The sequence below is a fragment of the Paracidobacterium acidisoli genome, from assembly GCF_003428625.2.
GTDB lineage: Bacteria > Acidobacteriota > Terriglobia > Terriglobales > Acidobacteriaceae > Paracidobacterium > Paracidobacterium acidisoli.
In genome coordinates, this window is record NZ_QVQT02000001.1 from 373,861 (window position 1) to 400,252 (window position 26,392).

24 protein-coding genes and 1 tRNA gene are annotated in these 26,392 nt (G+C 58.9%); 12 read left to right on the top strand and 13 right to left on the bottom strand.

Annotated features, from left to right (window positions below):
* Positions 1-14: 14 nt before the first annotated feature.
* Complete coding sequence (locus tag D0Y96_RS01615) at positions 15-782, bottom strand: SGNH/GDSL hydrolase family protein (protein WP_252263374.1); 768 nt, start codon at positions 780-782, stop codon at positions 15-17.
* A 249-nt stretch (positions 783-1,031) separates the two neighbouring features.
* Here D0Y96_RS01615 and D0Y96_RS01620 point away from each other — a divergent pair, with 249 nt between their 5' ends.
* Together D0Y96_RS01620 and D0Y96_RS01625 are read left to right on the top strand one after the other, a co-directional pair.
* Positions 1,032-3,230, top strand: a complete 2,199-nt coding sequence (locus tag D0Y96_RS01620; RefSeq protein ID WP_117297590.1) for an outer membrane protein assembly factor BamB family protein — start codon at positions 1,032-1,034, stop codon at positions 3,228-3,230.
* A 103-nt stretch (positions 3,231-3,333) separates the two neighbouring features.
* A complete protein-coding gene (locus D0Y96_RS01625) occupies positions 3,334-4,584 on the top strand; it encodes a nucleoside permease (protein ID WP_117297591.1) in 1,251 nt (416 codons plus the stop codon).
* A 52-nt stretch (positions 4,585-4,636) separates the two neighbouring features.
* Here the strand turns inward: D0Y96_RS01625 and dinB are convergent, their stop codons facing one another.
* From dinB to D0Y96_RS01645, 4 genes are all read right to left on the bottom strand, one after another.
* Positions 4,637-5,713: a DNA polymerase IV gene (gene dinB, locus D0Y96_RS01630; RefSeq protein WP_117297993.1), complete on the bottom strand. Its 1,077-nt coding sequence runs from the start codon at positions 5,711-5,713 to the stop codon at positions 4,637-4,639.
* Positions 5,714-5,934: 221 nt separating this feature from the next.
* Positions 5,935-6,011, bottom strand: a tRNA-Glu gene (locus tag D0Y96_RS01635).
* 151 nt (positions 6,012-6,162) lie between these two features.
* On the bottom strand, positions 6,163-6,438 hold the full coding sequence (locus D0Y96_RS01640) for a DUF507 family protein (RefSeq protein WP_117297592.1): 276 nt from the start codon (positions 6,436-6,438) through the stop codon (positions 6,163-6,165).
* Positions 6,435-6,713: a DUF507 family protein gene (locus tag D0Y96_RS01645; RefSeq protein WP_117297593.1), complete on the bottom strand. Its 279-nt coding sequence runs from the start codon at positions 6,711-6,713 to the stop codon at positions 6,435-6,437. The genes D0Y96_RS01640 and D0Y96_RS01645 overlap by 4 nt, the downstream gene beginning before the upstream one ends.
* A 110-nt stretch (positions 6,714-6,823) precedes the next feature.
* Here D0Y96_RS01645 and D0Y96_RS01650 point away from each other — a divergent pair, with 110 nt between their 5' ends.
* The 4 genes from D0Y96_RS01650 (at position 6,824) to D0Y96_RS01665 (ending at position 10,186) form a co-directional block, all read left to right on the top strand.
* A complete protein-coding gene (locus tag D0Y96_RS01650) occupies positions 6,824-7,162 on the top strand; it encodes a hypothetical protein (RefSeq protein ID WP_158562127.1) in 339 nt (112 codons plus the stop codon).
* 122 nt (positions 7,163-7,284) lie between these two features.
* A complete protein-coding gene (locus D0Y96_RS01655; protein WP_252263375.1) occupies positions 7,285-7,770 on the top strand; it encodes a hypothetical protein in 486 nt (161 codons plus the stop codon).
* Positions 7,770-9,560 carry a single-stranded-DNA-specific exonuclease RecJ gene (gene recJ / locus D0Y96_RS01660; protein ID WP_350448944.1) on the top strand — a complete coding sequence of 597 codons (1,791 nt, stop codon included), beginning with the start codon at positions 7,770-7,772 and terminating at the stop codon, positions 9,558-9,560. The genes D0Y96_RS01655 and recJ overlap by 1 nt, the downstream gene beginning before the upstream one ends.
* A 98-nt stretch (positions 9,561-9,658) precedes the next feature.
* The gene (locus tag D0Y96_RS01665) at positions 9,659-10,186 is read left to right on the top strand and encodes a DUF1697 domain-containing protein (protein WP_158562128.1); all 528 of its coding nucleotides are present in this window, start codon (positions 9,659-9,661) and stop codon (positions 10,184-10,186) included.
* A 23-nt stretch (positions 10,187-10,209) separates the two neighbouring features.
* Here the strand turns inward: D0Y96_RS01665 and D0Y96_RS01670 are convergent, their stop codons facing one another.
* From D0Y96_RS01670 to D0Y96_RS01680, 3 genes are read right to left on the bottom strand one after another with little or no spacing between them, the layout of a single operon-like run.
* Complete coding sequence (locus D0Y96_RS01670) at positions 10,210-10,968, bottom strand: class I SAM-dependent methyltransferase (RefSeq protein WP_117297596.1); 759 nt, start codon at positions 10,966-10,968, stop codon at positions 10,210-10,212.
* A complete protein-coding gene (gene bshB1, locus D0Y96_RS01675; protein ID WP_117297597.1) occupies positions 10,965-11,723 on the bottom strand; it encodes a bacillithiol biosynthesis deacetylase BshB1 in 759 nt (252 codons plus the stop codon). The genes D0Y96_RS01670 and bshB1 overlap by 4 nt, the downstream gene beginning before the upstream one ends.
* A gap of 37 nt (positions 11,724-11,760) precedes the next feature.
* Positions 11,761-13,083 carry a YncE family protein gene (locus D0Y96_RS01680; protein WP_147324887.1) on the bottom strand — a complete coding sequence of 441 codons (1,323 nt, stop codon included), beginning with the start codon at positions 13,081-13,083 and terminating at the stop codon, positions 11,761-11,763.
* Positions 13,084-13,459: 376 nt separating this feature from the next.
* Between D0Y96_RS01680 and D0Y96_RS01685 the strand changes: the two genes are divergently transcribed.
* Complete coding sequence (locus tag D0Y96_RS01685) at positions 13,460-15,385, top strand: bifunctional homocysteine S-methyltransferase/methylenetetrahydrofolate reductase (protein WP_117297599.1); 1,926 nt, start codon at positions 13,460-13,462, stop codon at positions 15,383-15,385.
* On the top strand, positions 15,372-15,593 hold the full coding sequence (locus D0Y96_RS01690; RefSeq protein ID WP_117297600.1) for an exodeoxyribonuclease VII small subunit: 222 nt from the start codon (positions 15,372-15,374) through the stop codon (positions 15,591-15,593). The genes D0Y96_RS01685 and D0Y96_RS01690 overlap by 14 nt, the downstream gene beginning before the upstream one ends.
* A 3-nt stretch (positions 15,594-15,596) precedes the next feature.
* Here the strand turns inward: D0Y96_RS01690 and D0Y96_RS01695 are convergent, their stop codons facing one another.
* From D0Y96_RS01695 to D0Y96_RS01710, 4 genes are all read right to left on the bottom strand, one after another.
* On the bottom strand, positions 15,597-16,160 hold the full coding sequence (locus D0Y96_RS01695; protein WP_158562129.1) for a DUF3617 domain-containing protein: 564 nt from the start codon (positions 16,158-16,160) through the stop codon (positions 15,597-15,599).
* A gap of 72 nt (positions 16,161-16,232) precedes the next feature.
* Positions 16,233-16,871: a hypothetical protein gene (locus D0Y96_RS01700; protein WP_117297602.1), complete on the bottom strand. Its 639-nt coding sequence runs from the start codon at positions 16,869-16,871 to the stop codon at positions 16,233-16,235.
* A gap of 10 nt (positions 16,872-16,881) precedes the next feature.
* Entirely contained in the window at positions 16,882-17,976 is a 1,095-nt protein-coding gene (lpxD, locus tag D0Y96_RS01705; protein ID WP_117297603.1) for a UDP-3-O-(3-hydroxymyristoyl)glucosamine N-acyltransferase, read from the bottom strand.
* 792 nt (positions 17,977-18,768) lie between these two features.
* The gene (locus D0Y96_RS01710; protein WP_117297996.1) at positions 18,769-19,668 is read right to left on the bottom strand and encodes a lysophospholipid acyltransferase family protein; all 900 of its coding nucleotides are present in this window, start codon (positions 19,666-19,668) and stop codon (positions 18,769-18,771) included.
* Between the two features lie 237 nt (positions 19,669-19,905).
* On the opposite strand from D0Y96_RS01710, the gene D0Y96_RS01715 reads away from it, so the two are divergent.
* The 4 genes from D0Y96_RS01715 (at position 19,906) to D0Y96_RS01730 (ending at position 25,364) form a co-directional block, all read left to right on the top strand.
* Positions 19,906-20,787, top strand: a complete 882-nt coding sequence (locus tag D0Y96_RS01715) for an MBL fold metallo-hydrolase (RefSeq protein WP_158562130.1) — start codon at positions 19,906-19,908, stop codon at positions 20,785-20,787.
* Positions 20,788-20,873: 86 nt separating this feature from the next.
* Positions 20,874-21,266 (top strand): nuclear transport factor 2 family protein, encoded by a 393-nt coding sequence (locus tag D0Y96_RS01720; RefSeq protein WP_117297605.1) that lies wholly within the window; start codon positions 20,874-20,876, stop codon positions 21,264-21,266.
* 708 nt (positions 21,267-21,974) lie between these two features.
* A complete protein-coding gene (locus tag D0Y96_RS01725) occupies positions 21,975-23,627 on the top strand; it encodes a phospholipase C (RefSeq protein ID WP_117297606.1) in 1,653 nt (550 codons plus the stop codon).
* A gap of 108 nt (positions 23,628-23,735) precedes the next feature.
* The gene (locus D0Y96_RS01730; protein WP_117297607.1) at positions 23,736-25,364 is read left to right on the top strand and encodes a multicopper oxidase family protein; all 1,629 of its coding nucleotides are present in this window, start codon (positions 23,736-23,738) and stop codon (positions 25,362-25,364) included.
* Positions 25,365-25,471: 107 nt separating this feature from the next.
* Here D0Y96_RS01730 and D0Y96_RS01735 read toward each other — a convergent pair whose 3' ends face one another.
* Positions 25,472-26,161 carry a lipid-binding SYLF domain-containing protein gene (locus tag D0Y96_RS01735; protein ID WP_117297608.1) on the bottom strand — a complete coding sequence of 230 codons (690 nt, stop codon included), beginning with the start codon at positions 26,159-26,161 and terminating at the stop codon, positions 25,472-25,474.
* Between the last annotated feature and the right edge of the window lie 231 nt (positions 26,162-26,392).

Sequence of the window (26,392 nt, forward strand, 5' to 3'; positions counted from 1 at the left end):
TTCTGTCTGTCGGTTCACTTACGTAGTGCCTGGGAAACTGCAGCTTCAGCAAGTGGCGACATGATGGCATAACCTTCCGCAGTTGGATGCACGCCATCCACGGAAAGGCCGGGCCGCATACCTCCGTCCTTATCCGTCATTGCAGAGTAGTAATCGAGGTAAGTAAGACCTTCCCGATCGCAAAAATCTTTCAGCCAGCTGTTAAGCTGACGAATTTCCTCTGCAGGTTGTATGCCTGGCTTCCATGGATAGGCGATCGCAGGAAGAATCGATGCGATCACTACCCTGATGTGGTTCTGCTTCGCGATCGCAGCCATGGATGCGAAATTATCCTCGATCATTTGCGGTGTCGACGGACCGGTATTGCCTGCAATGTCGTTTGTTCCCGCAAGAATGACAACAGCGGCCGGATTCAGGTGCACAACGTCCTGCTGAAACCGTACCAGCATTTGCGGTGTCGTCTGTCCGCTGATACCGCGATTGATGTAAGGCTTGCCGGGGAAAAAGACCCCTGTCCGGCGTCCCCACCCATCGGTAATCGAATCACCATAAAACACCACGCGCTGCTCATTTGGCTGCACTGGCGGGAGCGTGGCATTTTCCGTCTGATACCGGCCAAGTTGCGCCCAGTCCTGGAGCTGAGCTTCCATACGTGCGATCTGCTGCCAGGCATCTGCATCAGGCGCCGCTGGAGTGTTACGCAGCGGTTGAGTACCGGGCACGCTCTGAGCCTGTAAAGACGAGGCGCCGATTAGAACAGCACAGACCAGCATACGATTCATTTGCACGCTCCATAAAAGATCGTTTTCAACATGCCCGGCTCATACAGCACGACTCATCATAGACGACGACCTCCTGCATCAGGCCGTGTTGGTTTGAGCGTGGTGATTCAGCCGTGCTGCAGTTTCCGGCTTACCGAAGACTCTACAATTTCTCATGCATACATCACTGCGTCGGCAATATTTTGGTCTTCTGCCTGACTGCTCTTTGTAATGGGATCAGCTTCAGGTATCCTTTTGGGCTACAGAACAATGCATCAATTTCTGAGGACAAGCGCTCTGCGGCTCGTAACCGTTGCCGGCACCGTGGTGATTTTCGCGGGAAGCCTCAATATATTGCAACCTTCTGCATACGGACGCAATTCAGCAAAGGCTCGAGCGATCACACAACAGGACTGGCCGGCATATAACGGCAATCAGAATGGGGATCATTACTCCTCGCTCGCTCAGATCAATCGCAGCAATATAGCAAAGCTGAAGCCGGCATGGGTCTTCGACCTGAAAGAAGCGGGCGGACTACAGACGAATCCCCTGATCATTGGCCGGACGATGTACGCCTACACCACTACGCAGACAGTTCTTGCTCTCGATGCCGTAAACGGCAAAAAGCTCTGGCAATTTGTTCCGGAACAGCCAAGCCGCCAGCCGGCACGTGGCCTGAGTTACTGGACAGATGGCAGGACAAGCATTCTGTTCGCAGGAATGGTCAGCTATCTTTACGCGCTCGATCCGCAGACAGGCCGGCCAATTTCAGAATTTGGCGAGGGAGGACGAATCGATCTGCGGAAGGGTCTGGCTGATCCAGGTGTCGATTACACCAAAACCTTCGCCGCGATGACATCTCCGGGCACGATCTATAAGGATATGATCATCGTTGGCTTTCGAGCCCCTGAGACGGAACCGGCTTTACGCGGCGATATTCGGGCTTTCGATGTTCATACCGGCGCTCTGCGATGGTCCTTTCACACCATTCCTCATCCGGGAGAACCAGGATATTCCACCTGGATGCCGCAGTCCTGGAAAACGAGCGGCTCAGCAAATAACTGGGCAGGCATGACGCTCGATCAAAAGCGCGGAATCCTGTATGTTCCCACCGGCTCTGCGGTCAATGACTTTTATGGGTTTGACCGCATCGGTGACGATCTCTATGCCAACACTCTGCTGGCGCTGGATGCCAATACGGGCAAACTGATCTGGCATTTTCAGGATGTGCACCATGATATTTGGGATCGCGACTTCCCTTCTCCACCTGCGCTTATCACGGTCAGGTCCCACGGCCGATCCATTGATGCAGTGGCTCAAACCTCAAAACAGGGATTTGTTTTCCTCTTCGACCGCGTGACCGGAAAGCCACTCTTTTCCATTCAGGAAAGGCCATTTCCCCCCTCAGTGGTACCCGGTGAAAAGACCTCACCCACTCAGCCGATTCCACTTGCTCCTGCTCCATACGCGAGACAACGGCTTACCGCCGACATGCTGACCACGCGCACACCGGAAGCCCATGCCTGGGCCCTCGATCACTTCAGAACATTCGTCAGTGATGGTCAGTTTGTGCCTTTCAGGGTCGACAAGCAGACGGTGGTGTTTCCCGGATTTGATGGAGGCGCGGAATGGGGTGGGCCCGGTGTCGATCCACACACAGGCGTGATCTATATCAACGCGAACGATATCGCCTGGACAGGCGGACTGACTGAAAATAAGCCCGGCGCCAGTCTGGGTGAAACGATTTACCAGAGTCAATGCTCAGTTTGCCACGGAGCTGACCGGCAGGGTTCGCCGCCGGAATTTCCTTCACTCGCCGGTGTCACCGACCGGTTCTCCAATTCGGCAATTGGAGAGATTCTTCATCGTGGCCGAGGTCGCATGCCTTCCTTTCCGAATATCGACGGTACAAGCGAAGCTGCATTGCTGAACTATCTGCGAACAGGTGGAAAAGAGACATCGGACAGCTCCGGCCATCAGCAGGCGAAAGAAGTGGCGTCCACACTTGAGCCCCTGAATGGCGAGGCAAAGTACCGTTTTACCGGTTACCGCAAATTCCTCGATCCTGACGGCTACCCTGCCGTACGCCCCCCATGGGGTACTCTGAATGCCATCGACATGAATACCGGCCACTATCTTTGGAAGATTCCCCTGGGCAGTTATCCGGAGCTTGCGGCCGCGGGCATGAAAAACACAGGCAGTGAAAACTATGGCGGTCCGCTGGTAACCGCAGGCGGTGTGGTGATGATCGCCGCGACAAATTTCGATCGCCAGATCCGTGCGTTTAACAGCTCAACCGGTGAGTTGCTGTGGTCAGCGACGCTTCCCTACTCCGGTAATGCCACCCCTGCTACCTATATGATCGACGGCAGGCAATATGTTGTTATCGCTGCCAGTGGAGCGCGAGATACAAAAGGACCACAGGGGGCTGCCTATGTCGCATTCGCACTGCCTGAAACGGATAATTAATTGACGTAAAGAATCGCGTGTCAGCGGCTGACAGACCAGACTCACAGCAGGATTACATTTCCACTAAAGATCAACATTAAATATCGGCAGTAAAGGTGCATGAATGACACTTCAGATCAGAACTCGCCTCAGCATCATGATGTTTCTTGAGTACTTCATCTGGGGCGCGTGGTACGTAACGCTCAGCACCTGGCTTTCTGCCGGATTGCATTTTAACGGTGAGCAGATTGGACTTGCCGCCGGTACCACTGCAATCGGCGCTATCGTTGCACCTTTTTTTGTCGGACTCATCGCGGACCGTATGTTCAGTACGGAACGGGTACTGACCGTTCTTCACGGCCTTGGCGCTGTTGCCCTCTACACGGCCTCGCGACAGACAAATTTCGGCACGCTCTATGTTCTTGTGCTTCTCTATTGTCTGTTCTTTATGCCCACGCTCGCTCTGACAAATTCCCTCGCCTTTCGTCAGATGACTGATCCCAAACTGGAGTTTGGGCCAATCCGCGTTCTGGGTACTGGTGGATGGATCGTTGCAGGGCTCCTGATCGGCGGTCTCAGCATTGAGAAAACAGCGTATCCCATGCAGCTCGCAGCGGTATCTTCGCTGGTCATGGCGCTCTATTGCCTTACGCTGCCGCACACGCCGCCGCTTGCGACACAGAAGCGCGTGACGATTGGAAGCATCTTTCCGCGTGAAGCAATCGACCTGCTGCGAGATCGGTCCATTGCGATCTTTGCCATCGCATCCTTCCTCATCTGCATCCCGCTGCAGTTTTACTACGCATTTACCAATCTCTTTCTGAATGAAAAGGGTGTCGTGAACGCAGCCGGGAAAATGACAGGCGGGCAAATGTCCGAGCTGATCTGTATGCTGCTGATTCCCTGGTTTTTCCGCCGCCTTGGCGTGAAATACATGCTGGTTGCCGGAATGGCTGCATGGACAGTGCGTTATTTTCTTTTCGCCTATGGCGGGCTCGGCGACCGCATGTGGATGTTGTGGATCGGCATTCTTCTCCATGGCATTTGCTATGACTTCTTCTTTGTTACAGGACAGATCTATATTGACCGCGAAGCGGAAACGCACTTTCGGGCGGCGGCTCAGGGACTTATCACCCTCATTACTTACGGCGCGGGTATGTTTGTAGGCTCATGGCTCTCTGGTGCCGTGGTAGAGCACTACACGCTCGCTTCGACTACGGGCGTACCTGCTCACGACTGGCGGTCAATCTGGATCTTTTCCGCGATATCATCAGCTATTGTTCTGGTCGCTTTTCTCTTTTCTTTCAGCGAGAAACCGCGATTGCGCGTGGATGAGCGAGAAACAAGAAGCGTTTCTCCGGAGCTTCCTGCTTAACATTCCGATATTCATGATGAAGCTTTGCAGGGACAAGAGATCCATGGGCGCATTATTCCTTAAAGAGCAATGACAGCTCCTCTGCATCTCTGAAATTGCTCAGGCCCACACCCACAAGGCGAAAGCGTTGCTCGGGACCGGTATCGAAACGATCCTTCAGAGACAGCGCAATTGTTGTTAATTCTTCGCATGAAGCAGGTGGAGCTGCAGGAGTGCAGCTCCTCGTATAGATCGCGAATTTACTCGTCTTCAGCTTCAGAATGACCGTGCGAGCCACACGTCCGTCCTTTTGCGAGCCGGCCCACACTTTTTCCGCCAGTCGTCGAATCAATGTCTCTGTTTCGGCAAGAGGCAGATCACGCTCAAATGTATCTTCCGCAGAAATCGATCTGGTCCGCCTGTTGGCAACAACCGGATTGTGATCAATGCCGCGCGCCAGCTCGTAAAGCCGCAAACCATACTTCCCGAATTGTGCCTGCAGGTCCTGCAGCTCAAACCGCTGCAGATCCGCTACCGTCCTCACATCTATCTGCTTTAGCCGTTGCTCTGTGACTCTCCCAACACCGGGAATGCGTCCCACTTCGAGAGACGGTAAAAATGCCGCCACATCCTGAGGCTGAATTACGAATAGACCATCCGGCTTTCGCCAGTCCGACGCAATTTTTGCAAGGAACTTATTCGGAGCGACCCCAGCCGACGCCGCAAGATGAAGCTCTTCACGGATTTGCTGACGAATGGTCCTGGCAACACGCGTTGCCGTTGATAATCCTGTCTTGTTCTCTGTCACATCCAGATAGGCTTCATCCAGTGACAACGGCTCGATCAGATCGGTATGGCGCCGGAATATTTCATGTACCGCACGGGAAACGGCTCTGTAGCGGGAAAAGTCCGGAGGAACAAATATTGCTTCCGGGCACAAACGCTCAGCACGTGTTGCCGGCATAGCGGACCGGACACCAAAACGCCGTGCTTCATACGAAGCTGCGCATACAACAGACCGATTTCCTCGCCATGCGACGACAACCGGTTTTCCTCGCAGAGACGCATCGTCTCTCTGTTCGACAGATGCATAAAACGCATCCATGTCCACATGGATGATCTTCCGGGGCATCGCCAACAGAGTGGTCATGAATTCTTCCACGCTTACCGCGCACTTCAGAGGGAACTCGAATTGCCGCTCGAGGTGCAGCAGCATCTGATCGCCACACGAGAATGATAACCACTATGGAGTACGGCAAAGAGCTGCCCTTGCGCAAGAGAAAGATGCGCGAAGCGAATGCTGCCGACGGGACCAGATGGACTCCAATCGGTCTCTCGTAAATCGTAAGCTGTTGACTCTAATATGGATATTGGTAGCGCCATCGGGGATCGAACCCGAACTCTTCGCCTTGAGAGGGCGACGTGTTAACCAATTACACCATGGCGCCGTAAGGGACCAGAACGGTCCGAAACCAACTTTTTAACTATACCAGAGCGTGTCTGGAAAGAGAGATCTTGCCTGACTCATCTTTTCAGCAAAATGTCTCGGCTTTAAGCAGGAATGATACATGGAAGAGGCCATCAAAAAAAGCCGGCAGCTCAGATGCCCAGCTTTTTCACTTCCTCGTTGTAATACTTGCGATAAAGAATGTCCCATTCCTGGCTACCTTCCAGGATAATGCGGCGCTGAGATTCGATTTTCTGCTTGGCGGCCTTATCGATCTTCAACTCTTCCATCAGCAGGTGCTCAAGAATTTTGCGCGCTTCCTGGCGGATGGTATTGCGGTCTTCAAGAAAATCGCACTCCTCAGTCTCGGCAAGCGTATCAGCTACCACATGAGCCAGTTTGTTGAGCTTGTCGCGCGAAATTCTCACAGCACCGCCTTATATTTGCGCGCCAGTTCGATCTTCACCTTTTTGAACATCTCGGCATAGCTGGCCCCGGTACGCTGCATTTCATTTTGATAGGCGTCCAGGATCACGCGAACTTCCTCATTGATCCGGTCTTCCAGCGACAACTCGTCCAAAAGGCCATTGTTGACACGCTCTTCGACGGCCCCGGGCTTGTCGGCCCGGATCATTTTTGCCTCAATGAGGTGTTTCACTGTGTGGCGCGCCAGATATCCGACGTACTCGCGTGAAAAAATCATGTATCTCGTTATGAAATATAGCACATCAACTGAGGCAAATCTTCATCTTCCTGACTGGCTCAGGCCATGTGCATCTCCGAAGATCAATCCCCTGATCCAGGAGCAATCTTATGCGGGCAACCGGCAGTGTTGATACACCCATCCGCCAGAATCAGCCTCCGGACGGGACGGCCTGCAACAAGATGCTCACTCACAATCTCCTGCACATCCTGCAGCTGAACGCCGCCGTACCAGACTCCTTCCGGGTAGACGACAACCGTTGGTCCATGTTCACACTGATCGAGACATCCGGCTTTATTTGCCCGGACGCGGCCAGACAGACCCGCTGCCCGGATCGCATCTTTGAAACGAGCCTGCAGCTCTCCTTTTCCATCCGTAGTACACGAGGGACGGGCGCTCCCCGGCTCGCGCGTATTGGTACATATAAAAATGTGGTGTTCGAAAGCTGACAAGCAATGGCTCCCTGGCTTCAACTGGCCTGTTTTTACGGTTTCTTATTGTTAGAGGTCAAACATCGTGATCGGGACGCATTTTCCACCCCCGCGATTCAGATACACTGGCACCTGCGACAATGGAACCCCTCAATATTCATCCTGACAATCTGCATTCGACCAAAGATGACATGGTGGCCTTTATCGAAGGACACGGCATGCGCCGACTGCCCGGTCACGCCGGTGATGACGTGCCAGGCATTCTTTGGGAAGACGAAACCAACCCGGACAGCTGGAAGGATTTCGTGGAAATGGCGAAAACCGCCGGCGCTCCGTTTATTACCATGAGCGACGTCGTGCTTGAAAAGGACGATGTGGAGCTGCTGATCGAGGAGCTTCAGGAGCATCATTTCCCTGATGAAGAGGTCCCCGAAGTGGATGAAGCGCAGGTGCTCGTCACGCACATCGGGAAAACCGGCTATCTCCAGCTCGGATTCGCCCATCAGGGCATCATGTTTCTTCACGAAAGTGCTACCGGCTGGTATGAGCGTTACCAGCAGTTGCTTGAGTCGGTCAATGATTTCGGCAACATCGTTCTTGACGACGGAGATGAAGAAGAAGAGTAGTGGCCACGCCTGAACTCGCGCCCGCTCTCAGCCGGCTCGCACGGCGAAGAAACTGGATGCTCTCTTCGGCCGATGCGGGCGTGGCGTCAGCTCTGGCCCACGATGCCGGACTGCCGCTTCTGGTGGCCGAACTGCTGACAGCGCGCGGCGTGCGCAGTGCCGCAGAGGCTGAACGCTTCCTGCACCCGCAGATAAACCATCTTCTCGATCCTTTCACCATGCTTGGCATGCGCACGGCTGTCGAGCGCATGCAACGAGCCATCGCCGCACGCGAACCCATCCTGATTTACGGCGATTACGACGTTGATGGCACGACAGCAATTGTTCTGCTAAAGACGGCCATTGAGATGCTCCACGGCGAAGTTCGCTTCCATGTGCCACATCGCCTGCGCGAGGGCTATGGCATGCAGCGCGAGATTCTGGAGACGGCCGCCGGCGAGGGTGTCTGCCTCGTCGTCAGCGTCGATACCGGAATCCGCGCCTTTGCAGCTGCCGAAGCCGCGGAGGCGCTTGGTCTGGATCTGATTGTTACGGATCACCATCTGCCGGAAGCAACGATGGGCCTGCCGAAGGCGCTCGCTGTTCTCAATCCCAATCAGGCAGGCTGTGCTTATCGGTGCAGGCATCTTTGTGGCGCCGGTGTTGCGTTCAAACTGTCTCAGGCGCTCCTCGAATCACACATTGCCCCGGACTGGGACCCCGAACGTGTGCGGACCAAAATTCTGCCCTCGTTCCTCAAGATGGTGGCTATCGCCACAGTTGCCGATGCGGTACCTCTGCTGGGTGAAAATCGTACCTTTGTCGCATCGGGACTCGAAGAACTGCGCCGCCCTGTCAGCGCTGGTCTTCGGGCTCTTATGCAGGAAGCTCAGCTCGATCCCGCACGCCGCCGGCTTACCTCCACCGATATCGGCTTTCGTCTCGGGCCTCGCATCAACGCTGCCGGACGCATGGACGTGGCATCGGATGTTGTTGAGCTCTTCACCACGCGCGATCAGCAGCGTGCGAAGGATCTCGCGGCAAAGCTGGAGAAACTGAACCGGGAACGCCGCGAAACTGAAGCGGCCGTACTCGACGAGATCACACAGCGACTTGCCGATCCTGTTTTTCGCGACACCCGGTGTATCGTCATGGACGGTGAGGACTGGCACCGCGGTATCATCGGCATCCTGGCTTCACGTATCGTTGATCGCACCGGCAAGCCAGCGATTGTAATCACTCGAGAAGAGGGAACGGCCTACGGTTCCGGACGCTCAATCGCAGGATTTCATCTGCTTGAGGCCATCGAAAACTGTCAGGATCTTTTCACGCGCTTTGGTGGTCATGCCCATGCTGTCGGCTTCTCACTCCCTGCGGAGCGCGTCGACGAACTCAGATCCCGGCTTACCGCATGGGCTGCAGAACACCTTACTGAAGAAGATCTGGGTTCTCCATTGACCTGCCATGCAGAGCTTCCACTCGATCGTATTACTCCCGCTCTCTTTTCCTGGCTAAGGCGTCTGGAACCGTTCGGCATCGGTAACGAGGAGCCGGTCTTCATTGCCCGTAATGTCCGCCTTGCCGCCGCTCCAAGGTACATGAAGGAAAAGCACGTCCGGCTGCAGCTGGCCCATGGGCCTCGCGCTAACACTTTTTCTGCTCTGGGCTGGAACCAGGCAGAGCAGATACGAGCTATGGAACTGGCTGAAGGGCAGATTCTCCACGTAGCGTATCGGCTTCGTGAAAATGAGCATCCAGAGTACGGCGGCATCGAGCTGGAAATCGTCGATTTGCAGCGCAATGACGAATAGCGGCAGGGGAAAGCAACCCGTCGCTCGTTTGCCGGGATAGAGTATTCTCCAACGGGTAAATATCCATGAGCTCCGCAAAGACAGGACATCCAACACACGTGGCCCTTCTGCGCGGCGTTAATGTGGGCGGCAAAAATAAACTGCCGATGGCAGATCTTGCGGCTATTTTCGCGGATATCGGCTGTTGCCACGTAAGTACGTATATCCAGAGCGGAAATGTTCTCTTCAGCGCGCCCTCGACCTTGTTGAAGAAAATCGCAAAGCTCGTGCAGGATCGGATCGCGACCCGGTTCGGAATACAGGTCCCCATAGTCATCCGCTCATCAGAACAGCTTGCGGATACTCTTCGAGCGAATCCCTTCCTCAAAATGGGGAAGGCGGAAGCCACGCTGCACGTTTACTTTCTGGCAGACAAGCCCGGCACTGACGCGGTGAATGGACTCGACGCGGCTCGTTCCACGCCTGATGAATTTCGCGTCATTCACCAGGAGATATTTCTGTATCTCCCGAACGGAATGGCCCGCACAAAACTAACCAATGCCTGGTTCGATTCGAAACTAAAGACCGTCAGCACGGCTCGTAGCTGGGCCACTGTGAATAAGCTGCTGGCATTGATGCAGGCATAAATCCGAGCTGAGTCTGTCCGGTTTCAGCCGGCAGCGATGGCTTTGAAGCGCAGGCGGACATAATCAGCAGTCCACTGGCCACGATCATCGCAGAGTACCGGACGAAGCAGTTCAACGGACTCGAGGAGAACCCTTTCCCTCTCCTGCTCCGGCAACCGATCGAGCACACCACGGCGAAATGTTTCGAGCCATCCGCGCATGCCGCTGACGGGCAGCAGCGTCGGCCGGGCAATCAGGCCAATGCTCTCCACCCGGAAGCCATTCCGTTCGAGGCGCGCAGCGTAGCTTTCTGCGGTTGGAAAGTAGTTATGCTCGGCCTCTTCGGCATTCAGCTCCTGATGCCCCAAAGCCGCACGCAGTGCGACGCGAACAGCAGCAATGTTTCCATGACCGCCGAACTCGGCGACGAAACGCCCTCCAGGCCTCAGCGCCTGACGCACCCCGCGCAGAACGGCATCCTGATCGCGCATCCAGTGCAGCGCCGCGTTCGAGAAGACCGCGTCAAACTCTTCTTTATAATCCAGCGATTCCGCGCTCAGCACTCGCGCGGTGAGTCCGCGAGCCTGCGCCGCTGCGATCATACTGGGAGACGCATCGACTCCGGCAACGCTTGCGCCGGTAGCCGCGATTTTCTCTGTCAGCGCGCCGTCGCCGCAGCCAAGGTCGAGAATATGTTCTCCCGGCTGCGGGTCAAGCAGATCAAAAACTCCGCCGGCGAGGTCTGCGACAAAACGGCCAGTCTGCGCGTACTGTGCTGCATTCCATGTTTGTGTCTGTGTCATAAGGATTGCACCGGAAGCAGAGTGAGGTCGTCGATCAATCCGATTTCTTTCTGCACAAAAGGCTCGGCGTAACGCACTCCGCCGAGCAGACCATAGTGGCGAGCTTCGGCGAAGGTACGTTCTCGAATCTCCTCTTCGGGGACAAAGAGACCGCGACCGGCATCCTGGCTCGCATACTGGGACTGGTATGCCATCAGCGCGCGGTGCCGATCTTCGATAAAAGACGTGATGTCGACAACGAAGCTGGGGCGAACATCGGCATAAAGACTGGCATAGACAATCTTGAAGGGCCGGTGCGGCTGCGTACCTGTATCGATCTTTGCCAGGCCGGAGAGAAAGCAGGCTTCGTAGCCCAGAGCCGAGCTTGTGTAGTGGTCGGGATGCCGTCCTGTCCAGTACGGAAGAATCACCACACGCGGGCGAATGTGGCGCAGAACTCCGACGACCTTCAGCCGGTTCTCCCAGGTATTTTCAACCCGGCCATCGGGGATGTCGAGGGCCTCGCGCCATTCGACTCCCAGAATGCGGGCGGCGGCGGCGGCTTCCGCGGCACGATCCTGTGCGGAACCACGCGTGCCAGCCTCTCCCTGCGTCAGATCGAGGATGGCGGTGCGCACGCCAATGGATTTCATGCGAAGAAGTGTGCCACCGCAGGTTTGTTCCACATCATCGCGATGAGCGGCGATGGCAAGAACTTCGGTAATGGAATCCTGTCCCAGCTCAGCCTCCTTCAAAGTCAAAGGCACGGAACTCATGATGAGCGCCGTGCCTTTGACTCTCTGCTTCCTGCCGTCAGTAAGTGGTGTTGTCGCTGTCCGTGGCGGCGTCCATATAGGCTACGTCAACCGCGGTACCGGTCACTGACACGTTGGAGTTATCGAGCTCCGTCATAGACGATGTGTTGTAGATGTATACCTGACCGCCCTCGGCACTGTAGATCTTGTTCAGGCCCAGCACGGCGGCAATGCCGGTTGCATCGCCTTTATAAGCGTCCACAGTCACAGTATTTGTCGAGGTATTGAACATGGTGAGGCATCCATACTGAATACCGCTCACACCGGCCTGCACCTGCTGATAGCGCACTCCTGCCTGGCACTGAGCCGCGCCGATCCACAGCGTGCTCTCGTCGCCCATGACCATTTTGTTGTGCGTGCCATCGCTGATGGAATACACCCCGCCGATGGTGTTCGAAGGCGTATTCAGGACCGTCAGGCATCCCTCCATCAGAACACCTGATCCAGGAGCGCCCGGGGTGGTACTGCACGGACTGCCGCCCTGAAACTGCTGACCTGCGATGTAAAGAGTATTTCCGCTGAAGAGGCCGTTCGTGGCGCCTCCGGGAATTGCCGTAAAGCTGGTTGCCGCCAGCGAGATACCGGAAGCTCCTTCGCTGCCCTGGTTCAAAACAGAACCTGTGATCGGAATGACCGTTACCCCGGCAGTCGAACCTCCGCACTCAGGACCGCAGTCGATGACATACGCCGACGATCCGTCGGAAGAAAACACCGCCTTGAGCGGGCGATCAAACTTTGCGGTACCGGTGCTGACCGGGAATACACAGAACTGCGGCAGATTCTGCGGCTCGCAATCCTCGGCGCCCTGGTAATGCGGGTTATTGGCTGCCGCGGTTTGCTGGGCCGTCGTCAGGTGCACCACGCTGTATATATCGTCGGAGTTTGCCAGGAATGCCAGCACAATTGTTCCGCCCGGATTGACCGAGATGCCGTTCACATTGGGCAGGTTGAGTGCATAAGAGCCGCCCGTAACCCGGTCCACGACAGAAATTACATGAGTGCTGTTGTTTGCAGCATAGACGTAATTCTCATCACGACTGATGAAAATGCTGCTGGACAGTCCACCGGGAATGGCTACAGTACCGGCGACCTTTTCCCCGGCATAGTTGATCAGGGTAAAGCTGCCCGCCGCGGCATCATACACCCCGCCTGTCTGCTGCTCCGGCATGTTCTGAATGGTGACCGGAAGCTTGCCTGAGTAACCGGAGATCGAGAATGAGCCAGTAGTCGCGTTATATGCATGCCGGATGTCGTAAAAAGCATCGACGAACGGCAGCGCACCGCTTCCGATTGCGCTCGCATCCTGTTCGGTGATCAGCACGCGATTGAGAAGACCGCTGGGCGGAAGGGTCCGGCCAGCAAAATAGAAGTTCTGGCCGCAGGATTCCAGTGCGAGACAAACCGCGAAAACAATGCCCAGAACAACGCAATGGTACAGAGAACTTCTTTTCTTCAAAAGCTTTGGACCTCTACTCTTCGCACGGTTTGTTCCATTCCTGGAAAGCCCAAGTATAACAAAGGAGCGAGAGATGGCGGCAGCCCCGGCATCGAGAGTCAACGATGTCTTTCCGCGGGGCCGGCAAACAGTTCCCTGTACGTTTTCATCCGTTCCCTGCGCTCTGCGGCAGCCGTCCTCTTCCAGGTTGCCTCCTGCCCGCCGCCTGTTGCCTAATGTCTAATGTATGGAAGGTGTCAGGATGGCAAATCGTCTCCACGAAGTCTTCGGCAGCCGTCCCGTTCTTTGCGACGGGGCGATGGGCACCAGCCTGTACGCCCGCGGCATTTTCATCAACAAGTGTTTCGACGAGCTGAATCTGTCACAACCGGAACTGGTTCGCTCGATTCACGAGGAATATCTGCAGGCCGGCGCGGAAGTGATTGAAACCAATACTTTCGGCGCAAATGCTTTCCGCCTGAAACGCTACGGTTTTCAGGATCAGGTAGAAGCGATCAACCGGGCCGGAGCCCGCGTCGCACGGCAGGCTGTGGAGCAGCTGGCCGACAAGCAGGCCGGGACGGCATACGTCGCCGGAGCGATCGGGCCGCTGGGTATTCATCTGGAACCGCTGGGTAAAACCAGCCTCGAAGAGGCGCGGGCGGCGTTCACAGAACAGATTCGCGGGCTGGTGGCGGGCGGACCCGGCGTGGGAGTCGATCTGCTGGTCATTGAAACCATGCCTGCACTGAATGAAGCCGAGCAGGCGCTGCTGGCGGCAAAGGCCACCGCTCCCGATCTGCCGGTAATCGTGATGGTCACGGTGGATGAGGAGGCGAACTGCCTGGACGGCACGACGGCCGAGCTGGCCGCCGCCCGCCTGAGTGCTCTCGAGCCGGACGCCATCGGTATCAACTGCAGCGTCGGGCCGGCCACGGTGCTGACCGCTGTCGAACGCATGTCAGAGGCCACGACCCTGCCTCTGGCCGTGATGCCCAATGCCGGCATGCCGCGCGCCGTCGATGGCCGCAATATCTACCTGTGCTCGCCGGAGTACATGGCTAGTTTTGCGCGCAAGTTCCTGAAGGCCGGGGTGCAGTTTATCGGAGGCTGCTGCGGCACCACGCCTAACCATATTCGCGCCATGAAGTCGGCGGTAAGGGCTCTGGAGGCGCAGAAGACCAGCGTGCAGACGACGGTCAAGGAAGCGATCGTGACCGAGACGCCGCCTCCGCCTCTCGCGGAGCGCTCGAAGATCGGCCGTCTGATTTACGAAGGCACCTTCGTCAGCATGGTGGAGATCGTGCCTCCGCGCGGCATCGATACGCGCAAGGAGCTGGAGGGTGCTGCCTCGCTGGCCGCCCTCGGCGTCCACGCCATCAACGTTCCGGATTCTCCGCGGGCATCGGCGCGCATGAGCGCGCAGAGCCTGTGCATTCAGATTCAGCAGCATGCGGGCATTGAGACAGTGCTGCACTACACCTGCCGCGACCGAAATGTGCTCAGCATTCAGAGCGATCTGCTGGGCGCGTCGTCGATCGGGCTGAAGAACATTCTGTGCCTTACCGGCGATCCGCCGAAGCTGGGCAACTATCCCGACGCCACGGCGGTCTTCGACGTGGACGCGATCGGGCTGGTGAATATCGTTAACCGCCTGAACCACGGGCTCGATATCGGCGGCAATCCGATCGGCGCGTCGACCGGCTTCAGCATTGCCGTCGCCGCAAATCCGGGTGTTCCCGATATCGATAACGAGATTCGCCGCTTTGCCTACAAGGTGGAAGCGGGCGCCGAATACGCGATTACGCAGCCGGTCTTCGATCTGCGCATTCTCGAAGTCTTCCTGAAGCGCATCGAAGAGTTCCGCATACCGGTGGTTGCGGGCATCTGGCCGCTCACCAGCCTGCGCAACGCCGAATTCATGAAGAACGATCTGCGCGTCAGTGTTCCCGACAGCATCCTGCTGCGCATGCAGCAGGCATCGTCGCCGGAGCAGGCCCGCGCCGAAGGCGTGCGCATCGCTCAGGAGATGATCGCCGCTGCGAAGCCGATGGTGCAGGGCGTTCAGGTCAGCGCGCCCTTCGGACGCTATTCCGCGGCGGCGGAGGTGCTGGTCGAGGTGCTGGCACAGAAGGCAAAGCCGGTTCCCGTGGCGGCGAACGAAGGAGCCAGCGTTGGCCAGCTTTGAGGAATCGCTGAAGAAGCTCGATGAGATCGTCGCGCAGCTCGAGCGCGGCGATCTTTCGCTGGAAGAGTCCATTCAGCTTTTCGAAGATGGCACCCGCCTCTCCGGAGACTGCCGGCGGCAGCTCGAAGAGGCGGAGGGCAAAGTCGAAATGCTGATCAAACAGCGCGACGGATCGATGAAGCGCGAGCCTTTTCCGCCGGTCTCGTGAAACCTACTGATGATTGATGATCTTCGGCGAACCGGGCTTCACTTCGCCGCAATCGGCGCTGACGAAGTGCCCTTTCACAGTCATATCGATATTGAGCGGATGGCCGGCCTGCGAGCCCTGCCCGCCGGTGGTGGTGAAGTGGCCGCTGCCGTGAGCATGCTCGGCGTCGTCAAAGTACATCTCGAAGTGACCGGTTGTGGTGTCGCCGCGTGATGTGGTGCAGCTCTCATCGAAGACCATTTTGCTGCTGGTAAAGCTGAGATTGTTCTGCGTGCACTGCTCATCGCGGTGGCGGCGCGCGTCGGCCATGCTCTTCTGCCACTCCTCCGGCGTATAGCAGGATTGCGCGGTCATGGTCTGCGGCGTGCTTCCGGGAATGGAACGGCCCATCGCCTTCAGCTTCTCAATCACGTCCGGGGGCAGCTGCAGGCCGGTCATGGTGATGGTGTTGGTGGACTCCCAGAGGCCCATACGGATGGGCGGCGGTGTCTGTGCATAGAGTGAGGCTCCCGCAAGGCAGCCAGCGGCGACGGCCAGCGTGCTCGCCAGCCGGACTGAGAGGTGCATTTTCATGGCGTTCTGTCCCTTCGGCTCTCTTCACGCGTGAGCGGGGCGCGCAAAACGTCGGCCGGAGAGCGGTTATATCACACCGGCAGTGCGGGAATCGATGAAATGCCGCAGGCGATCTCCGACAAAGTGCGCCAGCGCGGCGGTCATGTATTCCGGCGGCTCGATGGCGAAGACCGGTTTGCCGGAAAAGAGCCGGGCGGAGACGCCCTTCCACTGCGGCGTCAGTTTCCTGCCCGCATCGCGCAGCAGAACTGCGCCGGCGCGATCGAGGAAGAGGCGGGCGGAGTCCTTGAAGTCGGCGGTTGCGGGGTCGAGCACGGTGAGATAGAGATCGGGGCGCAGAAACTGCAGGATACTGTTCGATTCGAGGATGACGTTCTCCGAGGCGGCGATCTCTTTGCGGATGCGGGGCATGGCCTCGGCGAGCATGCCCTGGCGTGTTCTGACCCACAGGGAGCGGACGGCTCCGGCAGCAAGGAAGCGGGCGCTGTCGGTTCCGGTGAAGGGGTCGCGCTCCTGACTGATGGCGATGGTGTGGTCGTCGGTCTGGCAGTCGCAGGGAGCACCGTCGGCGGTACAGAAGCCGTGACCGTACTGCGTGATCTTGAAGGCGGTCCAGTGGAATTCAGGCAGGCGGGCGATGAGGCCGGCGACGACCGAGGTCTTGCCGATGTTGCGTGAGTGACCGCCGACGACGACAACCGCCATAGACTTCCTCTTACTCCGCCCTTTTGCTGCCTGCGCGCTTTGACGGCTTCTTGGGCGTGGTCTTTGCGGGATCGGCCTTGTGCGGCTCGGCCCTGGCGGATGCGCGCGACTTTGCGAGGCGGCCGAGAGCGGCCAGCTCCTTCAGATACTGCTGCAGCGGGCGCGCCGGGCGGCCCCAGAAGACGACGCCCGCTCCCTTTACCTTCTTGTGAGTGAGCACGCCGGAGCCGGAGCCGAGAATGACCTGCTCGCCCACGACGGCGTGATCGCCGATGCCGACCTGGCCGCCGACGACGGCGTTGTCCTCGATCACGCTCGATCCGGAGATGCCGGTCTGCGCGGCAATGACGACGTTGCGGCCGACCCGGACGTTGTGGCCGACGTGGACCAGGTTATCGATCTTGACGCCGCGCGAGAGGCGCGTCTCTTCGAGCGCTCCGCGGTCGACGGTGGAGTTCGCGCCGATCTCGACATCATCCTCGACGACCAGACGGCCCTGCTGCGGGAACTGGAGGTATTCGCCGGTAGCGGCGTCGCGGACGTAGCCGAAGCCGTCTGAGCCGAGGACGGCTCCGGCATGGACGACGACGCGCTCGCCCAGCTCCGTGCCCGGATAGAGGACGGCGCGGGGGTAGATCCGGCAGCCGCGGCCGATGGCGACGCCCTGGCCGATGACGGCGCCAGCGCCGATGCTTACGTCTTCTCCGATGCGGACATCGGCGGCGATGACGGCGTTTGCGCCGACGGAGACACGCTTCTCGAGCCGTGCCGAGGGATCGACGGAGGCGGCCGGATGGATGCCGGAGTGCTCTTCATGGCCGCGCAGCACCCTGGCCGCGCGAGCGAAGGCCAGCTTCGGATGCTTTACCAGGAGCAGAGGCCTCGGGGGCGCTGCGTCTCCGGCGAGCCGGGCGGTGGTGATGACGGCGGCGGCCTGAGAGTCTGCGGCCTGACGGAAGGCCTCTTCCTCTTCGGCGAAGACGATGGCGCCGGCTCCGGCAGTGCCGATGGAGGAGACGCGGGTGATCTCCGCTTCCGACGCCTGGGGTGATCCGGCGGCTGTGAGCTGGGCGTCGATCAGTTCGGCAAGCTGGATGAGTCGCATGGGTTTTGTCCGCTCTTCAGTGTAGATGGAAGGGACGGTCTGTGGAGTTGGCGGTGGTACGGACAGATGGATACCCGACCGGGGCTGAAGCCCCCTTTCCTTTGGACTTGCTTATTCCCCCGGCTAAAGCCGGGGGCTTCTACCGGGTCTCGCTGCGCGAGACGGGATGTGTTCCGTGGCTACGTCGCTCAGGGGCTGAAGCCCTTTGATTTTTGAGGATGGGTTCGGCACGGCTGAAGCCGTGCCCTGATACAAAGCGATGACGCCTCCCATCTTTCGCTTCCCACCTTAGCTTCCCGCCCCAGCGAACTTTGTTCGCCGGGGACCCCGGTTCTCCACCCCAGCGCACGAACACCGCGTGCGCTGGGGACCCCGGTTCGCGAAGGTGGGGCACCCGGATTCTGCGAAGCGAAGACTGCGGTCGGGATGACAAGAGAAGGAATTAATTGTGGGGGGTATGTCCAGCAACTCCTTCTGAATCAGCGATTTATGAGGGGATTACCTCGGTTATCCCCGGCTAAACTGCTGATTCTAAAAGGATGAGGATCGGGCGCGTGAGTACGCGCTCTCTGCATCGACCAGAGGGTCCGATGACTCACGATCTTTGTCTGCCTGCTCACAGATGACCTGCCGTATGGATTTTCTGCCGCCGTCTCTATTGTAAGGAGCGGCGCGAAACTCCATGCCAATCCCGGCAAGGAAAAATCATGTTTATTTTGTGCAGCTTACGACGTCTGTTTGAAATGAATGCTTGACAGGACTCAGGTCAGATACCGGGTGGCTACCGTGGGATCAGTAGACGGGCTTTTCCCCTTCGGGACGGGTCTTCCAGCGGCGATGGACCCAGAGCCACTGGTCCGGGTATGTGCGGATGGCCTGCTCGATGGCAGAGGTGAAGCGGGCGGTATTTTCCACGATGTCGCTTTCGCTGTCGCCGGTCGAGACCAGAGGGATCTCCGGACCGAAGCGGAGGACGTATTTCTGCCCGGACTCTTCCCAGAGCATGAAGCCGGGCAGGACGGCGGCTCCGGTTTTGAGGGCGACGCGGGCGAGGCCGGAGGCGGTACAGGCCATGTGATCAAAAAAAGGCACGAAGACACCCTGGGGAGGGGTCATGTTGGTGTCCATAAGGATGCCGACGGTCTCGCCCTGGCGCATGGCGGCGAGCAGGCCACGGGCGAAGTCGTCTTTGTGGAGGACGCGGTTGCCGTGGCGGCAGCGGATGCTGTTGACGAGGGCGTCGACGCGGGGGTTGTCGAGGCGGCGGATGACCATGCTCATGGGGTAGCCCATGAGGGAGTGGTAGAAGCTGGAGAGCTCCCACGCGCCGAGGTGGCCGGTGACAATGAGGACGCCTTTGCCCCGGTCGCGGGCAGAGAGGTAGTGGTCGAGCCCCTCGCAGCACAGAAAGCCGGAGGTGTTTTCGCGGGTGTAGCGCGGCATCCGGCAGAACTCGGCGAGGAGCCAGCCGAGATTGCGGTAGAGGCGGCGCAGAACCTGTTCGCGCTCGGCGGCGGGCATCTGCGGAAAGGCCAGCTCGAGGTTGCGGATGCCGACGCGGCGCAGACGGGGAAGAATGCGCCAGGCGGCTGCTCCCACTGCGGCACCGGCGCGGCGGGCGACAGGGCGAGGGAGTGCCCCCAGCAGCTTTACCAGCGTCCAGACAACGGCAAATTCAAGGGCTTCCCGCATCAGTTCGAACAAAGTTCCAGTGTAAATGGACGGGGATCGGGTAAAGAAAGTGCAGATGCCGCCGGAGGCAGGAGCTTCCGGGAATGGGCGTTTACAGATACCGACACGAAATGCGGCCGGCAACCATCCGCGGTACATTCAGTTGGCTGTGAAGTTTTTGTTCTGAAGCCAATTCGCGGCGGCCATTTCATGCAGAATCGAAAAGAAGCCGGCGCCGGTACGGACCAAAGGAGAAGAATGAGATCTATGTCGAAGGCGCTGTCGTCGGTCCTGTTCCTTGCCGCTGCCTGTATGCCCTTGTGGGCGCAGCAGAATCGATCGAGCGAAGTGATTCTGAAAGAAATCCAGGGGCACCATCAGGGAATGGCCGTGTGGTGGATGGGCAATTCAGGCTGGCTGGTCAAGTCGGGGGACCTGCTGATCGGTACCGACCTCGATCTGGAGGCCGGTGACAAATCCTATCCCAAGATCCATCCGCCGCCGTTAACGCCGCAGCAGCTGGCTGGTGAACTGGACATCGAGTTTGTGACGCACCAGCATGGCGATCACTGCAATGTGTCCACCATCAGGGGGCTTGCGCAGGGAAGCCGGACCACGTTTGTGCTGCCACAAAGCTGTCTCAGGCAGGTCGCTTCGCTGAATATTCCGAAGGAGCGGATCATCGTTCCCGAGCCTTTGCACCCCTTCGACATCAAGGGTATTCACGTGGAGCCGATCCATGCGATTCACGGCAATCAGGATTTCACGGTGCTGACTCGCGAACCCGACTTTGTCGACAATATCGCGCACAACTGCGGCTATGTGTTCAATATCGGGGGCAAGCGAATTCTCGAGCCCGGCGATTCGGTGCTCACCGAAGAGCACCTGAACCTGAAGAACATCGATGTCCTGTTCGTTTCGCCCACGATTCACAATATGTATACCGACCGCTCGATGATTCTCATCAACAGATTGCAGCCGTCCTACATTTTTCCCCAGCACTTCGGCACGTACCAGGTGCGGGAGGATATTTCGTTCTGGACTCGCGGTTATCCGGAAGAGCTGAAAATGAATCTCTCGCAGGATCTGCAAAAGCGCTATCACCAGCTCAGGATCGGGGACATGTTCGAAATTCGCTGACCTGCGGGCGCAGTGCGCACGTTCTTTGAGCGTGCACTGGCGGATAACAGGAAGCGAAGTGCACGGCAGGCGTTGGAGGAGGATGAATGGCAGATAACAGGAGCCTTATTGAGCAGGCGTACTCCGCATTCAACAGGCGGGATATCGATGGTGCACTGGCGCTGATGACGGAAGACGTGAGCTGGCCCAGAGCTTCAGAGGGCGGCAGGGTTGTGGGAAAGGAAGAGATCCGCGCCTACTGGACCCGGCAATGGGGCGAGTTCGATCCCCGTGTCGAACCGCTGGAGATCAGCGTGGAAGACGGCGGCAGGGTCCGCGTGAGGGTACACCAGCTGGTCAGGAGCCTTCAGGGAGAGGTTCTGTCGGACAGCGAAGTTCTCCACGTGTTCACGGTGAACAACGGTCTTATCGCAGCCATGCACCTGGGGGATGAGGCCGATACGACGGGTCCGTCTGCGGCCTTCGCACATCGCTCCTGAGTGGCGGCCCGGTTTGTGAGGGACAGGCACCCGGGCGATTTCGTGCTTTGGCAAGGCCGGGGCTGAAACCCCTCTTTTCTCCTTGTCTCTTTCCCCCGGCTAAAGCCGGGGGTTTCTACCGGGTCTCGCTGACGCGAGATAAGAAGGCATCGATTCCATGTTTGAAGAGATGGACATGGGCATCCGGATTTTATGACGGGGCTGAAATGCGATACAGCCCTCCCACCTTAGCCGCCAACAACGGGCGGCGAAGATGGGGCACCCGGATTCTGCGAATACCCAGCCTCATAAAAAGCAAATGCAGATCCCTCGGCTTCCCTCGGGATGACAAGGGAGGGATTTGGGATGACAGGGAAAGTCGGGATGATGTTGGGGGGATTTGGGATGACAGGGGAAAGAGTTTTCAGTCCCATGTCCGAACACACGGAGATGGGGCACCGCGGCCAGACTGGAAATCTTAAAAAAATCTGAAAACTTCTGCTCCTGTATGAAGGCGCGAACATGAGGCACCGGCCTGCTGCATGCGCTTTTTTTCGGGCTTGTGTCTTTCGGAATTCGCTGTCGTAACCAGAAGCGGCGTGCGTTGGTAATCGGATGGAAGAGCCGGGAAATATTGTTCGTTCCGTAATCCCGTTGTAACCCAGCGAGTGCCGGTGAACGTTACAAACTTCAGGTCGGAGAAAAACAATCCGGCGCGGAGGAGCAGTGATGCAAAGGTCTCTCGCTTCATCGCTGGCAGCCATTCTGGTTGCCAGCCAGATGGGCGGTCCCGCACTGGCCAGTGCCCAGGTGGACAGCCCCACAGCAACTCCCATCAAACACGTCGTCGTTATTTTCGGTGAGAATATCTCGTTCGACCACTACTTCGGCACCTATCCGACTGCGCTGAATCCGAAGGGTGAACCACGGTTCGTTGCCGCTCCCGGCACGCCGAGCGTCAACGGATATACCGACGCGCTGCTGTACAACAATCCCAACGCACTGAACAAGACGGGCAACGGCACGGGCGCCACGAATCCCTTCCGCCTGGACCGCTCGCAGGCCGCGACGGCCGACCAGGACCACGATTACACGCCGGAACAGGAAGCCTTCCACGGCGGTCTGATGGACTCCTTCCCGCAGTACACGGGAACGCCCGGACCTCCGCCGACCGGACAGGCGACCAACGGCCTGGTGATGGGCTACTACGACGGCAACACGGTCACGGCGCTGTGGAACTATGCGCAGCGTTACGCGATCAACGACAACTCCTACGACACGAACTTCGGTCCTTCGACGCCGGGCGCGATCAATCTGATCTCCGGCCAGACAAATGGCGTGGGCGACCAGATGAACGCCACGGGCGACGTGATCGAGGACGGCAGCGGCGGCTACACGCTGATCAGCGATGCCGATCCGATCGGCGACGTCTGCTCGACGACGACCGGCGCGGTGGTGCAGATGACGGGCCAGAACATCGGCGATCTGCTCAATGCGAAGGGCATCAGCTGGGGCTGGTTCGAGGGCGGCTTCGACCTGACGGCGAAGAATCCCAACGGCACCACCAACTGCTCGCGCTCGCACACCTCGGCCATCACGAACACGAACAAGGCCGACTACATTCCTCACCACGAGCCGTTCCAGTACTACACGTCGACGGCGAACCCGAAGCACACGCGTCCCTCCTCTGTGCGCCGCATCGGCGAGCAGGGCGACGGTGCGAACCACCAGTACGACACGAGCGACTTCTTCGCTGCTGTCAAGGCGGGGAACTTCCCGGCGGTCAGCTTCCTGAAGGCTCCCGGCTATCAGGACGCGCATGCCGGCTACTCGGACCCGATCGACGAGCAGGCGTTCGTGGTGCAGGTGATCAACTTCCTCGAGACGCAGCCGGAGTGGTCTTCGACGGCGGTGTTTATCAACTATGACGATTCGGACGGCTGGTACGATCATCAGCTTGGCCAGATCGTGAACCAGTCGACGACGGCCGCCGACGCGCTGACGGCTCCCGGACAGTGCGGCAACGGCACGGAGACGGCTCTGCCGGGTCCGAACAACGTGCAGCATGCGCAGGGCCGCTGCGGCTATGGTCCGCGTCTGCCTCTGATGCTGATCTCGCCGTGGTCGAAGCAGAACTACGTCGATCACACGCTGACGGATCAGAGCTCGATCATCCGCTTTATCGAAGACAACTGGCTGAAGAGCCAGCGGATCGGCAACGGTTCGTTCGACGCGATCGCGGGATCGGTGAACAACATGTTCGACTTCAACCGGCGCGATAACGGCGGCGTGTATGTACTCGATCCTTCGACGGGTCTGGTGCTGACGAACGGCGGCTCCGGGCATGGCGATGGCGGCTTCGGAGGCTTCGGAGGCCGTTAAGTTCCCTGCTGCACTCTGTAATGCGCCTGCGCTCTCTCCAGGAGCGCGGGCGCAGTCTTTTTAAGGCGGCTGCGGCCGCAGAACGATCTCAGGCGAAAATAAGAAGCAATGTCCTCTCTTTCGCGCAGCACGCGACGCGCTTTTCTGAAACACAGCGGACTGGCCCTGGCCGGCATGGGGCTGGAACGGGCTTCGGCCTCCGGGCAGGCTCAGGCATCGACGGCCAAAGCGGCGGCTCTCGATCCTTCGACGCTGAAGCCGTTTGTCGATCCGCTGCCGGTACCGAAGGTGGCGCGGCCGGAGGGCCTGCGGGCGAATCCGGAAAATCGCGCGGAGAAGATTCCGTACTACCGGATCGCGGCCCGCGAGGTGCGCGTGAAGGTGCATCGCGACCTGAAGCCGACGCGGATGTGGAGCTTCGGCGATTCGTTTCCGGGGCCGACGATCGAGACGCAGTCGGGCCAGGGAATGATCGTCGACTGGGTGAACGAGCTGCCGAAGCGGCACTTTCTGCCGATCGATCACACGCTGCACGGAGCGGAGCGCAGCGCGCCGGAGGTGCGGAGCGTGGTGCACCTGCACGGCGGACGCACGCCGGCGGAGAGCGACGGCTATCCCGAAAGCTGGACGACGCCGGGGCAGGTGCAGACGTGCTTTTATCCCTGCGCGCAGCACGCGGCGCAGCTTTTTTATCACGACCACACGATGGGCATTAACCGGCTGAATATCTACGCGGGCATGCAGGGGATGTTCCTGATCCGCGACCGGCGCGAGGACGAGCTCGAGCTTCCGTCAGGCGCGTACGATATTCCGCTGCTGGTTGCAGACCGGCTGCTCGATACGGAGGGACAGCTGCGGTATCCGGTGTCGGAATTTCCGGAGCGGCCGTGGGTGCCGGAGGTCTTCGGCAATGCGATTCTGGTGAACGGAAAGCTGCTGCCGTATCTGGAGGTGGAGCCGCGGCGGTATCGGCTGCGGATCTTCAACGGGTCGAACGGGCGCTTCTACCGGTTCTCGCTGTCGAACCATGCGGAGTTTCAGGTGATCGCCAACGACCAGGGGCTGCTGGAGGCTCCGGCGACGGTGAAGCGGCTGCCGCTGGCTCCGGCGGAGCGCGCCGATATTGTGGTGGATTTTGCGCCGATGGCGGGAGCGACGCTGACGATGGTGAGCGACTCCTTCGACATTCTGCAGTTTCGCGTGGCGCAGAAGGGCGCGGCCGACACGAGCCGTGTGCCGGCGGTGCTGCACACGCCGGCGGTGCAGCTCGATGAGACGAACGCGGCGCGCACGCGGCGGCTGACGCTCGACGAGCGCATGGATGACGTGCAGCGGTCGATGGGGATGCTGCTGAACAACACGCCGTGGCATGCTCCGGTGACGGAGAAGCCGGTGCTGCACACGTCGGAGATATGGGAGCTGGTGAATCTGACGGACGATACGCATCCGATCCACCTGCACCTGGTGCGCTTCCGCATTCTCGACAGGCGGCGCTTCGATACGTTCGATTATCAGTCGAAGGGCGTGCTGCGCTTTATGGGGCCGGTGGAGGCTCCGGCGGCGCTCGAGGCGGGATGGAAGGACACGGTGCGCGCCGATCCCGGCATGGTGACGCGCATTCTGGTACCGTTCGAGGGCTACGCAGGCCGCTACGTGTGGCACTGCCACATTCTCGAGCATGAAGACAACGAGATGATGCGTCCCTACGAAGTGCTGGCGGCGCCGGAGCCGGCGTAGGGCAGGCAGAGAGATTCACGCTCCAAAAGAAAAGCGGCCCGCAGAGCAGGCCGCTTTTTTCAGCGGGGAGGGTATCCGTTTTACCGGTCCTCGTTTGTACCCGGTTTTTACTGAGCCGCGTTCGCAGCGTGGAAGTACTTTCTTACGGTGCGGAGGAAGGGCAGCGAAGAGGCCGGGGGCAGCACGTTGCCGCGAAGGATCTCTTCGAAGCTGTGCGGCGCGCCGTAGAGCGTGGCCGTGTCGTCGCTGTTCTCGCTGACCGTGGCTCCGTTCAGGTCGATGCCGGCGAAGAGACCCTTGCTGCGCGACCAGGTAAGGAGCTCAGACTGCAGCTTCCAGTTGGTGGAGGCCTGGGCGTTGCGGCCAACCGGTCCGGCGGAGGCAGAGGCATCGCCGCCAATCTTGAACTTGCTCTTGAGCAGATCCTGGAAGCCCTTGTCGTTGACGGCGACGAGGACGAGGTCGGTTCCCTGTCCGCCGATCTGGAAGCCGAAGGAGCCGCCGGCGAGACGGATGAAGACCGGAGCGCTCCAGCCACGGGGCGTGTGGCAGGTTACGACGCCCTGTCCGTACTCAGCGCCGACGATGAACGCGCCTTTGACGAGACCGGGGATGACGCCGACGCAGGTGGCCTGACGCAGGATGGAGTCGGGAATGGCCCTGTCGGGCACGGCCATAATGGCGTTGATGACGTCTCGGGCGCTGTCCATGCGCTGATCGAGCTTGGCTTTGTCACTCGCCGCAAAGGCGGGAATGGACAAACCGGCGAGGCACAAAATCACAATCCACTTCTTCATAGTCTTCGCTTTCTCCATCGAAAGGATGTCGGCACGGCGACGCCATGATACTGCTGCGGCGCAGTCCTCCGCTGTCTCCTTACCGATATTAAACGGCAGAGCGGCAAGGGAGGCTCCTGCAGATAGATGCAGAGTCTTGAGCTGAGGTTGAGGGAGGGCGGAAAAAAAGAAAAGGGCGGGACCCGAAAAAATAGGGGCTGCGGTTTGACAGTTGCCTGTTTTCGCCACCAG

Coding starts and splice junctions, on each gene's coding strand:
- D0Y96_RS01655 (WP_252263375.1), top strand. CDS start 7,285: ATGGAACCCCTCAATATTCATCCTGACAATCTGCATTCGACCAAAGAT.
- D0Y96_RS01720 (WP_117297605.1), top strand. CDS start 20,874: ATGGCAGATAACAGGAGCCTTATTGAGCAGGCGTACTCCGCATTCAAC.
- D0Y96_RS01685 (WP_117297599.1), top strand. CDS start 13,460: ATGGCAAATCGTCTCCACGAAGTCTTCGGCAGCCGTCCCGTTCTTTGC.
- D0Y96_RS01725 (WP_117297606.1), top strand. CDS start 21,975: ATGCAAAGGTCTCTCGCTTCATCGCTGGCAGCCATTCTGGTTGCCAGC.
- D0Y96_RS01620 (WP_117297590.1), top strand. CDS start 1,032: ATGCATCAATTTCTGAGGACAAGCGCTCTGCGGCTCGTAACCGTTGCC.
- D0Y96_RS01615 (WP_252263374.1), bottom strand. CDS start 782: ATGAATCGTATGCTGGTCTGTGCTGTTCTAATCGGCGCCTCGTCTTTA.
- D0Y96_RS01735 (WP_117297608.1), bottom strand. CDS start 26,161: ATGAAGAAGTGGATTGTGATTTTGTGCCTCGCCGGTTTGTCCATTCCC.
- D0Y96_RS01710 (WP_117297996.1), bottom strand. CDS start 19,668: ATGCGGGAAGCCCTTGAATTTGCCGTTGTCTGGACGCTGGTAAAGCTG.
- D0Y96_RS01715 (WP_158562130.1), top strand. CDS start 19,906: ATGAGATCTATGTCGAAGGCGCTGTCGTCGGTCCTGTTCCTTGCCGCT.
- lpxD (WP_117297603.1), bottom strand. CDS start 17,976: ATGCGACTCATCCAGCTTGCCGAACTGATCGACGCCCAGCTCACAGCC.
- D0Y96_RS01650 (WP_158562127.1), top strand. CDS start 6,824: ATGCGGGCAACCGGCAGTGTTGATACACCCATCCGCCAGAATCAGCCT.
- D0Y96_RS01670 (WP_117297596.1), bottom strand. CDS start 10,968: ATGACACAGACACAAACATGGAATGCAGCACAGTACGCGCAGACTGGC.
- D0Y96_RS01625 (WP_117297591.1), top strand. CDS start 3,334: ATGACACTTCAGATCAGAACTCGCCTCAGCATCATGATGTTTCTTGAG.
- bshB1 (WP_117297597.1), bottom strand. CDS start 11,723: ATGAGTTCCGTGCCTTTGACTTTGAAGGAGGCTGAGCTGGGACAGGAT.
- dinB (WP_117297993.1), bottom strand. CDS start 5,713: ATGACCACTCTGTTGGCGATGCCCCGGAAGATCATCCATGTGGACATG.
- D0Y96_RS01730 (WP_117297607.1), top strand. CDS start 23,736: ATGTCCTCTCTTTCGCGCAGCACGCGACGCGCTTTTCTGAAACACAGC.
- D0Y96_RS01700 (WP_117297602.1), bottom strand. CDS start 16,871: ATGGCGGTTGTCGTCGTCGGCGGTCACTCACGCAACATCGGCAAGACC.
- D0Y96_RS01645 (WP_117297593.1), bottom strand. CDS start 6,713: ATGATTTTTTCACGCGAGTACGTCGGATATCTGGCGCGCCACACAGTG.
- D0Y96_RS01695 (WP_158562129.1), bottom strand. CDS start 16,160: ATGCACCTCTCAGTCCGGCTGGCGAGCACGCTGGCCGTCGCCGCTGGC.